This window comes from Polaromonas sp. (genome assembly GCF_036676035.1).
In the GTDB taxonomy this organism is placed as follows: Bacteria; Pseudomonadota; Gammaproteobacteria; order Burkholderiales; family Burkholderiaceae_C; genus Polaromonas.
On sequence record NZ_JAKFDR010000099.1, the window covers coordinates 96496 to 108779 of the forward strand.

Sequence of the window (12284 nt, forward strand, 5' to 3'; positions counted from 1 at the left end):
GGCGAATTTTGCGTTATAAGCTTGTGATTGCCGCCGCAAACACCCAGGCGGAATGCACTCAAGCCCATGCGTATCCCGACCACTCCTCAGCGCAGCCGCATGATGTCGAGCATTCGCGGGAAAAATACTTGGCCTGAACGGATGCTTCGCTCCTTTCTGTTCGCCAGGGGATTCCGGTACAGGCTTCATGTACGAAATCTGCCGGGCTCTCCCGATCTGGTGTTCCCGAAACACAGGGCCGTGATATTCGTTCACGGTTGTTTCTGGCACAGGCACGAAGGCTGTCGATACACCACCACCCCGAAGGCGAACAGCGAATTCTGGAAGCAGAAATTTCAAGGAAATGTCGACCGGGACGCACGCCATGCAGCAATGCTTCGCGACCTTGGCTGGCGTGTAGCTGTCGTCTGGGAATGTTCCCTGAGACAGTCGATCGATCACACCGCGCAGATCGTTGAGGAATGGCTGCATGGCAAAGAGGCTTGCCTGGTCGTTGGCTCTAGTTCGCTTCCGCAAGCAGCGGAATCTGAACCTGCCTCGCCGGCAGCTGGCACGCAGTAGCCGTTCGACTCTTGCGCACAGAGTCACCCATTTCTCTCCGCTTCTTTCTGTTCATCTGATTCAGGAGGCCGCGCACGACCTTCGCCAGCTTGTGGGCCAACAACGGGGGAACTGCATTCCCGACCTGGGTGTACTGCTCGGTGCGATTGCCCGCAAAAAAGTAATTGTCGGGAAACGTCTGGAGGCGTGCGGCCTCCCTGACCGTCAGGCTTCTGCACTGAGCAGGGTCGTAGTGGATGTAGTAGTGGCCATCCTTGGCAATGTGCGCCACCACGGTGGCGGCCGGCTCATTCCTGCATTGAACCCGAAAGCGATCCTTGAATGGAATGGCCTCGGTTCCTCGTTCAACATGCACATTGATGTGATCGGGAAGCAGCTTGGGAGGAAAAATGTCCAGTCGTGGGGAGTAACCCCAGGAATGCGCGAAGCAGGCTGAGAAAAGATATCGAGCAAGGTCCGAGTCCATGTGGGATCGCGCCTCATGCTGACAGACCCCCCCAAGACTTCTGTCGTGCAGCCACTGCTGCAGTTCGGTGGGCTTCTTCGGTCGCCTGTAATCCCGGGCAATGAATGCTCCCCCGGTCGCCGTACTCGTCGCCGCGGTGGCAAACACTCGCATCGTTTCGATCATGCTGTTCTCGTTATCCGTTCGCCATCCCTTGACGTAGGCTGGCGCAGCCTGAACAGCCTTGCGCCATGCCTCGAGTGAGTCGCCACGGGATAGGCGGCTTCGAATACGCGGAAGGTCATCGATGGTCTGCCTGACCGTGACGGGCTTTGGGACCGGCGTCAGCAACTGATGCCGAGGCAGTCCGGCATCCTTCCTGACACCGAGCAGAATCACTCGATGCCTGTTCTGAGGAATCCCATAGCGTTCCGAGGGGATGACGTAGTCGACGGGCTCCAAGCTGTCGCCGTCACCGGCCTTGATGAAGGAGCGAATCTCGTACTCAAGCCCTTCGGCAGGCATCGAAAGATCCGCAATGATCCTGTCGAACATCGGATTGCCGGAGTGCTGCGAGGAGAGCAATCCCTTCACGTTCTCCATCACAAATATGGTGGGTCGGTGGACCCTGATGATCCTCAGGTACTCCTGGTAGAGAAAGTGCTTTTCGTCTTTATGGAAGGTCTTGTCATTGGCACGTCTCGCACGGCCCGCAAGAGAGTACGCCTGACAAGGTGGCCCCCCGATCAGTACCCAGGCTTCCTGCCCCTTCAACGCTGCCCGGATTTCGCTGTCGATGCCACTTTCATCGGACTTCCCCAGTTCCAGGCATCTGGCCTCGGTCTCCGCATGCGCAAAGGCACTGGCCACGGCAGGAATTCTGCGAAAGGCTGCCTCATCGATTTCGCCGCGTATGTAGCTGTAGTAGTGCTTTACATCCTTGGTTCCACGGAGACGCCTGAACACTGCACGCAGAGTCAGTGTTCGATGAGCGACAGGATTTTTTTCAATGGAAAGGCCAATCTCGAAGAATGCCTTCGCGCCGTGTCCCTTGAGAGAGGCAAACCCTTCCCCAAGTCCTCCAGGTCCTGCAAAGAGATCAATTATGGGAATCGGCATGCTTTACCATTATAAATAGTGCACTTACAGCTACTCTTTTAATAGCGAAAACCCACTTCACCATCACCCAGGCCAGTCGTCCGACAGGCCCTTGTTCGGCTCCGATCATTTCCCGTGCTGCTGCAACTCCCGCCGCTGCTGCTCCATGGCGCGCCGCTCCACGCAAATCGGGTGGTTTCTGAACACCGGCCGGGCGCACTGCTCGGACATGCAGATCTGAAAACCCAGCAGGACGCGGTTTTCGCAGGCCTGCCTGGGGCCGGCAGGCGCATCCGGTGCCGCAGCCGGCTCGGCCGTGGTATCGGTAGCGGTTGCCGGCTTGGCCGGCTTGGTGGTGTCATCAGGTTTGGGCGCCTCGGATTTGACGCCCCGGGCAGGGTTGGAGGCCGCCGTCTTTGGCACGGCGGCCGGTTTGGCAACTGCAGGCACAGGCCGGACCGGCGGCATGGTCGCCGCCACAGCGGCAGAGGCTGGTGCTTGCGCCTGGGGGGCTGGCGCCGGACTCGCAACGGGCAGTCCGGATGGCGTGGCAGTGGATGATGTGGCAGACACGGTGGGCGCCGGTGGTGCACCGCCGCCGGACAGCAGCTTGAACCCCACACCGACCGAGACAAGCGCCGCCAGGCCTGCCAGCACGAGTACCGGCAGCCTGGACTTGGGTGCGGATGGGGGGGCCTGCGCAGGCTGCGCGGATGCCGCGGTGGCAACGGGTGCTGTCACCGCTTGCACGGACGCTTCAGGGACAGCCACTGGCGTAACAGGGTCAGCCACCGCCGCAGCCGCGGCAACCGCAGGCGCAGGTCCCATCCGGGTCAAATCAGGGTCATCAGCCGCGTTGAGCGCAAGCGCTGGCGCGCCCGCCGACAGGCTTTGCGCTTCGGCAGCCAGCGCACTCAAGGCATCCGGTGGCGCAGCCTGCCGGGCGACAGTTGCCGTTGTGGCCAGTTTTTCGAACTGACCGACGGGTCCGGTTGAAGTGGCCTCAGGCCGTGGCGTTGCTGAAGCCAGCACCGTTTCTTCGCTGGCCATCCACCGGGTGGTGTCGTGCGCCGCTTCCTCAAAAGGGGGCGCGACCACGGAGCCACGGCCGGCACCTTCGGCGGCGGCCAGGCTGTCGAGTTTTTTCAGGCGGCGGCGCGCCAGATCGGCATAAATGCCTTGTGGAAACTTGACCAAAAAGCCTTCGATATCTTCGACATCCGTGGAGTCCTTGATGTCCTTCCAATACACCAGCTCCAGTTCCTGGGTCACGATGGACCCGCCGCTGCCCGTGCCCGAAGGCTCCAAAGCCACGCCGGGCAAGCTCCCCGCCTGCCGCACGCCTGTGGCCGTGCCACCGGTGCGCTTGAGCGGACTGGGCGGCGGAACAATGGTCGTGTCCGACGCCCGCTTGGTGGCCGCCTGCAGGGCCACGGCAAAATCGCGCGCCGTCGCAAAGCGCTGATCGCGCGCCTTGGCCAGCGCCCTGGCGACCACGGAGTCAATCGCCGGTGGCAGCTTGGCGTTGAACGCGCTGGGCGGCTCGGGCGTGTGCCCGATGATCTGGTGAATGGTTGAGAAATCGTTGTCGCCGTCAAACGGCCGGCGGCCGGTCAGCAGCTGGTAGAGCACGATGCCGGCCGAAAACAGGTCGGCCCGCGCATCGATCGGCTGGCCCTGCACCTGCTCCGGCGACATGTACTTGAGCGTGCCCACCATGGAGCCCTGAGTCCGGGTGGCCTCGCCGGAATCCTGAATGCGCGCCACGCCAAAGTCGGTGAGCTTGATGCGCCCGCCACTTTCGATCAGCAGGTTGGCGGGCTTGACATCGCGGTGCACGATGTTTTGCTTGTGCGCATAGTCCAGCGCCGAGAGCAGGTCGCGCACGATGCCCAGCGACTGCTCCAGCGAATACAGGGTACCCCGGTCCAGGTGGTGCTTGAGGTCTTCGCCCTGGATGTACTCCATGACCAGAAAGGCAATATCGCCATCCCGGTCGGAGTCATAGACACTGACGATGTTGGGGTGCTGCAGCCGGGCGGCAGAGCGCGCTTCGGTCCGAAAACGTGCCTCGTACTCGGCCGCGGCTTCTTCGGAGAGGTTCTCGACCTTGATGGTCTTGATGGCCACGCGGCGATCGAGGTTGGGATCGCGCCCCTCATAGACAAGGCCCATCGCTCCCTTGCCAAGAACACGGATGAGATCATATCGACCAAGCTTCTTGAGGCTCATGGGGCTTGCCAGCTGCAATTGGAAACAAAAAAATGATTCTAGCTTGCAAGACCTGCGCCAGAACAGGGAATTTTCCCCATGCCGCGCACACGCTGGACTGTCACCGGGCGGGCCCGCTGCGCTTGCTGCGCTCGGACTCCCGCACATAGACCGGCTTGAAATGCCGGTCGACTATTTTTTGCAGCCAGCCCTCCATGTTCTGACCCTGCTGGTCATAAAAGGCCTTGTAATGGGCCCACATGCGCGCGCTGTCGATCAGGGGCAGCGACTCGCGCCCCTCCAGCAACTGGGACTGAAGCCGGGACGGCTCGAAGTCACGCAGCGTCCCTTCCAGCGCCGCCCGGGTAGCCTGTGCCGTGGCCAGTTGATGGGCCTGCAGCTCGCCCAGCAGCTCGCCCAGGGCTTTTTCAGGGTCGACAAAGCCGATGGCGGCCGAGCGGCCGCCCAGCAGATAGTGCAGCTTGGTTTCCACAGGCCAGTCAGACTTGAGCGGGTTGAAGTCCTGGGGCGCCAGCCGGGTGCCGTCTTGTGCGCCCAGCGTCTGCTTCAGATCGTCCCGACTGGCCAGCAAATTCATCAGGCCCTCCAGCAGCATGCGCACTTTCTTGCCGGAGCTCTCCAGCTCAAACGGCCCCATGGGTCCGATTTTGTCCGGTGCCAGCCCCAAGCCCCGAAAGAAGGGCGACATGTCGCCTGCCGTGCCCGCAGCCGCTGCTTCCTGCGCCGCAGGCGCCTCGTGGGCCCCATCGTGAGAGCGCGAGAGCACATGATCCCAGTCGCTGAACGGGTCCTCGGCCTCAGTCACGACAGGTTCAAACAGGTCCGGGACAGTACTGCCGGACGTGGTTTCCGGGTCCGGCTCAGCCAGTTCCATAGCTTCGTCGCAGGCCGTGACGCTGTAGGCGCCGACTTTGAGCATTTGCCCGGGCAACAGCACGCCCTGCCCGCCGGGCGGGATGTCGCCGGAGGGCAGTGTCACGCCCTTGACGCCCGACAGCACCCGAAAATGCAATTGCCCGGCCTGCGTCCAGACCGCCAAATGGCGCCGTGAAAGATGCCGCGCCGGATCAGGCAGGCAAATCCCGCAGGCGGCATCGCGGCCCAGGGTCAATTCAGGTTGGCCCTCCGCAACCCTTCGCAGGGTCTGCAGGCTGGGCCCGGTGACAAGGACTTTAAGCGGCATGACGAACGGCTCCCGGAACACGGGAAATGCATGGTGTCACGTCAGTTGGCGACCGAAAATTCGATCACTGGAGCGCGCTCTTCCGTGCGCTCGCAGCCCAGAACGATCTGGCCGCTGCCCACCAGATAGCACTGGGTACGACGCAACACCACGGCCTCGCTCTGGTTGCCAAAGTAGACCCAGGTGCCATAGCTCGATGCATCCACCAGCACGAACTGTCCGCCGCGCCACTCCAGCGTGGCATGCATGCGCGAGACGCGGGGGTCATTGAGTGACAGGGCCGCATCAGCGGCGCGCCCAATGGAAATCCGCGGGCTCTTGGGGTCCAGCCGCACGGTCTGCTCCCCGGCAACGAGGTCAAGGAAGGCATCCTTGGGCGCGGAAAACATGGAGCTCCCTACCATGGTGGCGTCTTCGTCACGCCCCGCCTGCCATTCGACCCGGTACACATGGCTGGCTTCCGCCCGGCCCCGCAGGTACATGGGGCCCAGGCTGCGCAGCGAAGCCCGCTGGGCCGGCAGCAGCGCATCCCAGACGCTTTGGGTGGTGAGGATTTGCGCGGCGCCCGCCAGGTCGGCCAGGCGCGCAGCGGAGTTGACCGTGTCGCCAAAGCAGTCGCCATCGATCTCGACCACCTCCCCCGACTCGATCCCCATTTGCATCTGCACCGGCGCGCCTGTGCCGCCGGGCCGGATCAGCTTGTCCTGCAAGCGCTTCTGGATGTTGACACAGGCCGCCAGCGCATCGCCCTCATCGGGAAACACCACGAACAGGCCATCGCCCAACAGCTTGACCACGCGGCCGTGGTGCTGTTCAAACACCTGGCTGAGCGCGCCCGTGAGCTGGGTGACAAACCGGGACGCCGTCGCATCGCCCAGGCGCTCAAACATGCTGGTGCTGCCGACAAGATCAGCGAAGACAACGGTGGCCATGGGTGTGGGTGACAGCGAAAGAATGGATCAATGAAACAACCAAGGGTAGTCGGGGTGACAGGTCGAAAAGTGCAACCATAAGCATAGACACTTTTTTCGTACGCCCGGGATTTTCCCAGAATTTTCTGGCCAGCCCAGTGACAAAAAACGCTGCGAACCGTGTAAATAAACACAAGTTCACAGATCCTTGCCCCCCTCCTTTGCCCTGCACAAACTCCTAGCGAATACTAATGCCGTCCCACAGCAGCTTGCAACCGGTCAGCAGCATGCCCACGTAAAGCAGGCGGTAAAACCACACCGGGCTGATGCGTTTCGCGATACGCACGCCGATCCAGACCCCAACCGGTGCCAGCGGCAGCAGCACCAGCGAGGTCGCCAGGTTGCGCAGGTCCAGCAAACCCAGCCAAGCGTAGGGGGCCCATTTGGACAGATTGATCACGAAAAAGAAAAATGCCATGGTGGCAGTGAACTTGACCGGACTCAGGCGCAGCGGAATCACGTAGGCGCTGATCGGCGGGCCGCCGGCATGCGCCACAAAACTGGTGAAACCGGAAGTCACCGTGAGCAGCGCGCCGACCCACTTCGGCGGTGGCGGACTGTCAGGCTTGGGCGGAAACAGCAGGCGCTGCGCCAGGAACAGCAGCGTGAACACGCCCACGATGCCCGCGACCACCCGGGCGTCCAGTGTCTTGAACAGCAGCGCGCCGATCACGGTGCCGACCAGTCCGAAAGGAATCAGGAACCGGAGGAACTTCATGTCGAAGTCCTTGCGGAAAGCCGCCAGCCCGAGCAAATCCATCAGCAGCAACAGCGGCATCAGGATGGCGGCGGCCTGCGGCACCGTCACGGCCAGCGCCATGAGCGGCACCGCCAGCGAGCCAAAGCCGGCGCCGAAACCGCTCTTGCTGATGCCCAGCATCAGGACGGCGGGAATGGCGACGGCATAGAAATGCCAATCGGTGATCAGGGGAAGGTTCAAGGCGGGAGCGGCGCCGCGCGGCGCTTGAGGCTACAGGACAGTCCGTTATTGTGCCTGTCCCGGCGCTCAAACAATGCGCTGCTTGAGCTTTTGCAGCGACAGCAGCAACTCGCCGATGATCTTGCGCGTGGCCTCGTCGGTCAGCTCGCCCTGCTCGTTAAACTTGGTCGCCGCCAGGTTAATGAAGACTTCGGGCTTGTTGAGTGTGAAGGTGTTCATGAACACCAGCACCTGACGCAGGTGGTACTGCACGCGTGCCGTGCCCACGACGCCGGGGCTGGCCCCCATGATGGCCACGGGCTTGCCTTCAAAAGGCGGCTGGGGCGGGCGCGACAGCCAGTCCAGTGTATTTTTCAGCACGCCCGGAATCGAGAAGTTGTATTCCGGCGTGACCAACAGCACCGCATCCGCCAGGCGGACTTGCTCCCTGAGCGCCTGGACCGCTTCGGGCACGCCGGCGGTCTGCACATCGTCGTTGTACATCGGCACCTGCGAGATGTCGGCGATCTCCATGCTTATGCCCTGCGGCACCAGCTTCTGGGCGGCGCGCAACGCCAAGGTGTTGTAGGAGCCTTTGCGCAGGCTGCCCGAAATTCCAAGTACTTTCATTTCTGGTTTCTCCAATTCAATTTTTAATCCTCAGGCCGCGGCGTAGTCCACCTGATAGCGCGCCACCCGCATGTCGCCCAGGGCCTGCTTGACCCGCAAATGCTCGGGATGCGACGCATAGGCATCGAGCGCAGCCTGCGTCTCGAACTCCGAATACAGCACCACATCGCAGGCGTAGTCGATGCCGCTGGAATCGACACCCACCTCAAGGTGCAGCAGCCCCGGAATGCGCCCGCGCAGCGACTCGAAGCTGCGCGTGAGCAGCGCTATGTCCTGGACTTTTTCCGCCGGCGTATCGCCGCGGACGTTCCACATCACGATATGTTTGATCAATGCGATCTCCCCTTCTCTGTGCTTATCCCGCCGGTGCAAACCCGGCCTTTTGCGGCCACAGGTTCACAAAGGCATGTACGCTGGTACTGGCATACAGGCCGGCCCTGGTGAACGGCTCGCTGGTCAGCCATGCATGGGCCGCGTCGCGCGAATCGAAATCGATCGCCAGCAGGCTGCCGATCATGGTCTCGCCGTCGTCGGCCGTGAGCGGCCCGGCAAACGCGATGCGGTCGGCCACGGCTCCCAGGTAAGCCTTGTGCTCGGGCCGCATACGCTGACGCAGGGGCAGGCTGTCAGGTTTATCGATCAGGGTCAGGATGTAGATCATGTCAACCCTTGATGGCCTCGTCCCACGCCGGACAGCTGCGCTTGTCGGCCGGCATGTCGACGGCCTGGTAGTTGCTCTTGTCGATCACGGCCGCCTTGAACACCACTTCCTTGGGCACCGGCAGTTTGCGCAGCTCGCGGATCGCCGCCATGGTGCCGACACAGCCCTGCAGGAAACCGTTGTAGTCGCCGCTGGCCAGCATCTTGCCGGCCTTGATTGCATCGACCGCTTCCTTGGTGCCGTTGATGCCGACCACCAGCGCCTTGCGGTTCGCGCCTTCGAGTGCTTCGATCGCACCCGCGGCCATCGCGTCATTGGCGGCCAGCACGCCGTCGATCTGCGCGTGGGTCTGCATCAGGTTTTCCGTGACCTGCAGGCCTTGCAGGCGCTGGAAATTGGCGGGTTGCGAGGCCAGCAGCCGGACCTGCGGGGATTCCTTCATCGCATCGGCAAAGCCCCTTGCGCGGTCCGCCGAGACGATGGAGCCCTTGACGCCGTCGAGGATGATCACGTTGCCCTTGCCGCCCATGCTTTTAAACAGGTGGCGCGCCGTGACCAGCCCGAGTTCATAGTCGCTGGCGCCGACGAAGGAGACAAACTTGCCGGCCTCGGAGCGGTCGGTGATGTTGACCACCGGAATGCCAGCCGCATTCATCTTCAGTACGCCCGCACCCATGGCCTTGTAATCGACCGGTGTGAAAACGATGGCGTTGGGCTTCTTGATGACCACGTCGTCAACCTGCGACAGTTGCTCGGGAATGCTGTCCGGCTTGGTCGGCACGTAGTGCGTTACCACGGCGCCCATCTGCTTGGCGGCGCTGTCGGCGCCGAGGCGAACGACCTGGAAGAAGGGATTGGTCTGGTTTTTTGTGAACACCGCTATCTTCTCGCCTGATTGGGCTGAAGCCCCCATAGGTATTGCGCTTGCAACTATCAAAGCAATAGCTGTTGATGTGCCTTGCAGAGTTTTCTTGAAGTTCATGCTTTGTCTCCTGTTGAAATAAAAAATCTCAGGTGCCCCGGCGCTTGCGCGCCAGTGCGTCCGAGAGCACCGAAAGAATTACGATCACACCGGTGATCAGTGGTTGCCAGTTGGCGCTGACGCCGAGCAGGTTCATGCCGTTGAGCACAACGGTCAGGATCAACCCGCCGATCAGGGTGCCGCCCAGGGTGCCGGTTCCGCCGAACAGCGAAGTCCCGCCTATCAGCACGGCCGCAATCGCTTGCAGGGTGAGCGATTCACCCATGTCGCCTTCGGCCGAGTTGAGCCGCGCCAGGAACACCAGCGAAGCCAGGCCGCCCATCAGACCGCTGGCCGCATAGACCGCCAGGCGGCGCGTGAACACCGGCACGCCGGACAGCTCGGCCGACTCGGTATTGGCGCCGGTGGCGTAGACCTCCTGGCCCCAGGTCGTGTACTGCATGAGCACCGTGCCGACCAGCAGCACCGAGAGCATCAGGTAGACCGGTAGCGGCACACCGCCGAAATAGCCACTGCCCAATGCGCGAAACCCGGGCGGGAAGCCGTGAATGGTTTCGCCGTTCATGAACCAGTAGGTCACGCCGTGCAGTATCCACAGCATGCCGTAGGTCGCGATGAAGGGCGGGATGCGCAGCGCGGTGACCATCAGGCCGTTGAGCACACCAATCGCCAGGCCACAACCGGCGCCCACCGCGCAGCCCAGCATCACCGAACCTGTACCCTGGATCACCGTGCCGGCCAGGCAGGCTGAGAGGGCCACATTGGCACCGATCGACAAATCAAGGCCGCCGCACAGAATGACCAGCGTCAGGCCGGAAGCGAGCAAGAACATCAGGCTGGCCTGGCGCAACACGTTGAGCAGATTGCCCGGCGTGAGAAAGGCATTGCTGGCCAGGCTCAAGGCCAGCCCCAACAGGCACAGCACGGCCAGGCGCAGCACCAGGGCGCGCTGCTCGGGCGACAGCTGCGCGCCGCGTGGCCCGCCCAGGGCCGGTTGAACAATCGCATTCATGATTTTCCCCTTGCAGCATCAACCCAGAGCGCGGCGATCACCACCACGCCGACAGCGGCCACCTGGACCGACGACGGCATGGACAGCAGGTTCAAACCGTTGCGCATGACACCGACTGCCAGCACGCCCAGCACGGTGCCGGTCAGGCTGCCCTTGCCGCGCTCGAAGGCCGTGCCGCCGACGGCCACCGCGGCAATCGCATCAAACTCCAGCCCGATCGCCGCGGTCGGATGGCCGCCGTTGACCCTGGCCGTCATCAGCAGGGCCGCCAGCCCCACGCAGGCACCGCCCAGCGCATAGACCCAGAGCAGCGACCATTTGGCCGAGATGCCGGCAAAGCGCAGCGCTTCGCGGTTGCCGCCCAGCGCAAACACCCGGGTGCCAAAACGCGTGTGGTACAGCAGGGTGTGAATGACGGCCCATACCAGCGCAGCCATCCACAGCGGGGTTGCCACGCCGAGCAGGCTGCCTTCCCAGAACCAGCGCAGGCCTTCTGCCACGCCCATGGTGGTGCGCCCTTCGGCGGCCACCAGCGCCAGGCCCTGGGCCGCGCCCAGGGTGCCGAGCGTGACAACAAACGGTGGCAGATCAAAGGTAGCGATCAGCGCGCCGTTGGCCAGGCCGATGGCCAGCGCCACCAGCAGCGCAGCCACGAAGCCCAGCAAAATCGAGCCGGTGGCAATCTGCACTACTGCCAGCACCACCGTGCACAGTGAGAGCGAGGCACCCATCGACAAATCGAGGCCTTCGGTCAGGATGATCAGCGTCATCGGCAGCGCAAGCAGCAGCAGGATGGTCCCCTGCAGCAAGACATTGCGCAGGTTGGCGCCGCTCAGGAAATCAGGCGTCACCAGGCTGAACACCGCGCACAGTAGCAGCAACAGCCAGGCCGCCCCGGGAATAGCACTCAATCGGGCCGTAACTCTTATTCCACGGGCGCCACCAGCTATTGAATTGATAGTATTAAGCATGCTGCATCGCCAGCCTGAGCAGGTTGGCCTCCGAGAGTTGGTCGCGCGGCAGTTCTCCTGCCAGCTTGCGGTCTTTCATCACATAAGCGCGGTCGCAGACCCGCACCACCTCGCCGAGTTCTGAGCTGATCATCAGCACGGCGCAACCCTGGTGCACCAGCTCGTCGATCAGGCGAAAGATTTCTTCCTTGGCGCCCACGTCGATGCCGCGCGTCGGTTCGTCAAAAATAAACAGCCGCGTGCCCGCGACCAGCCATTTGCCGATCACGATCTTTTGCTGGTTGCCGCCGGACAGCGACTGCGCCGGCGTGCGTGGACCCGGCGTGGCGATGCGCAGCTGGTTGATGCGGCGGCGCCCCTCGGCATGGCCCACGGCCGGCCGGTACAGGCGTGACGGAAACAGCCGCCCGAGTCCGGCCAGCAAGAGGTTGTCGCACACCGTGCGCAGCAGCGCCAGGCCCTGCTGCTTGCGGCTTTCGGGGATCAGGCCCAGGCCGAGCTGGCGCGCATGGGTGGGTGAACCCCGCAGGGCGTTCCCGCCAAAGCTGACGCGCCCGCTGGTGAGTTTGTCGGCGCCAAAGATCGCGCGGGCCACTTCGGTACGGCCCGAACCCACCAG

The 12284-nt window shown here is 62.9% G+C and carries 13 protein-coding genes; 1 reads left to right on the top strand and 12 read right to left on the bottom strand.

Annotated elements, in window-relative coordinates; all coding sequences use genetic code 11:
* The first annotated feature begins 66 nt into the window (after window positions 1-66).
* Window positions 67-561, top strand: coding sequence for a very short patch repair endonuclease (locus V6M61_RS15280; RefSeq protein WP_332777434.1), 495 nt, complete (start codon window positions 67-69; stop codon window positions 559-561).
* Here V6M61_RS15280 and V6M61_RS15285 read toward each other — a convergent pair.
* The 12 genes from V6M61_RS15285 to V6M61_RS15340 all read right to left on the bottom strand — a co-directional run.
* Complete coding sequence (locus tag V6M61_RS15285) at window positions 500-2125, bottom strand: DNA cytosine methyltransferase (protein ID WP_332777435.1); 1626 nt, start codon at window positions 2123-2125, stop codon at window positions 500-502. The genes V6M61_RS15280 and V6M61_RS15285 overlap by 62 nt on opposite strands.
* A 105-nt stretch (window positions 2126-2230) precedes the next feature.
* Window positions 2231-4336, bottom strand: a complete 2106-nt coding sequence (locus V6M61_RS15290) for a serine/threonine-protein kinase (protein WP_332777436.1) — start codon at window positions 4334-4336, stop codon at window positions 2231-2233.
* 100 nt (window positions 4337-4436) lie between these two features.
* Complete coding sequence (locus V6M61_RS15295; protein WP_332777437.1) at window positions 4437-5519, bottom strand: type VI secretion system-associated FHA domain protein; 1083 nt, start codon at window positions 5517-5519, stop codon at window positions 4437-4439.
* 41 nt (window positions 5520-5560) lie between these two features.
* Window positions 5561-6451, bottom strand: coding sequence for an adenylate/guanylate cyclase domain-containing protein (locus V6M61_RS15300; RefSeq protein WP_332777438.1), 891 nt, complete (start codon window positions 6449-6451; stop codon window positions 5561-5563).
* A gap of 217 nt (window positions 6452-6668) precedes the next feature.
* Window positions 6669-7430 carry a sulfite exporter TauE/SafE family protein gene (locus V6M61_RS15305; protein ID WP_332777439.1) on the bottom strand — a complete coding sequence of 254 codons (762 nt, stop codon included), beginning with the start codon at window positions 7428-7430 and terminating at the stop codon, window positions 6669-6671.
* Window positions 7431-7496: 66 nt separating this feature from the next.
* The gene (locus V6M61_RS15310; RefSeq protein ID WP_332777440.1) at window positions 7497-8039 is read right to left on the bottom strand and encodes an NADPH-dependent FMN reductase; all 543 of its coding nucleotides are present in this window, start codon (window positions 8037-8039) and stop codon (window positions 7497-7499) included.
* Window positions 8040-8069: 30 nt separating this feature from the next.
* The gene (locus tag V6M61_RS15315; protein WP_332777441.1) at window positions 8070-8372 is read right to left on the bottom strand and encodes a Dabb family protein; all 303 of its coding nucleotides are present in this window, start codon (window positions 8370-8372) and stop codon (window positions 8070-8072) included.
* 22 nt (window positions 8373-8394) lie between these two features.
* On the bottom strand, window positions 8395-8700 hold the full coding sequence (locus tag V6M61_RS15320; RefSeq protein ID WP_332777442.1) for a YciI family protein: 306 nt from the start codon (window positions 8698-8700) through the stop codon (window positions 8395-8397).
* Window position 8701: 1 nt separating this feature from the next.
* Window positions 8702-9577, bottom strand: coding sequence for a sugar ABC transporter substrate-binding protein (locus V6M61_RS15325; protein ID WP_332777443.1), 876 nt, complete (start codon window positions 9575-9577; stop codon window positions 8702-8704).
* Window positions 9578-9710: 133 nt separating this feature from the next.
* Entirely contained in the window at window positions 9711-10694 is a 984-nt protein-coding gene (locus V6M61_RS15330) for an ABC transporter permease (protein WP_332777444.1), read from the bottom strand.
* On the bottom strand, window positions 10691-11605 hold the full coding sequence (locus V6M61_RS15335; protein ID WP_332777445.1) for an ABC transporter permease: 915 nt from the start codon (window positions 11603-11605) through the stop codon (window positions 10691-10693). The genes V6M61_RS15330 and V6M61_RS15335 overlap by 4 nt, the downstream gene beginning before the upstream one ends.
* Window positions 11606-11657: 52 nt before the next feature.
* The coding region (locus V6M61_RS15340; RefSeq protein ID WP_332777446.1) for an ATP-binding cassette domain-containing protein at window positions 11658-12284 on the bottom strand (627 nt) is incomplete at its 5' end.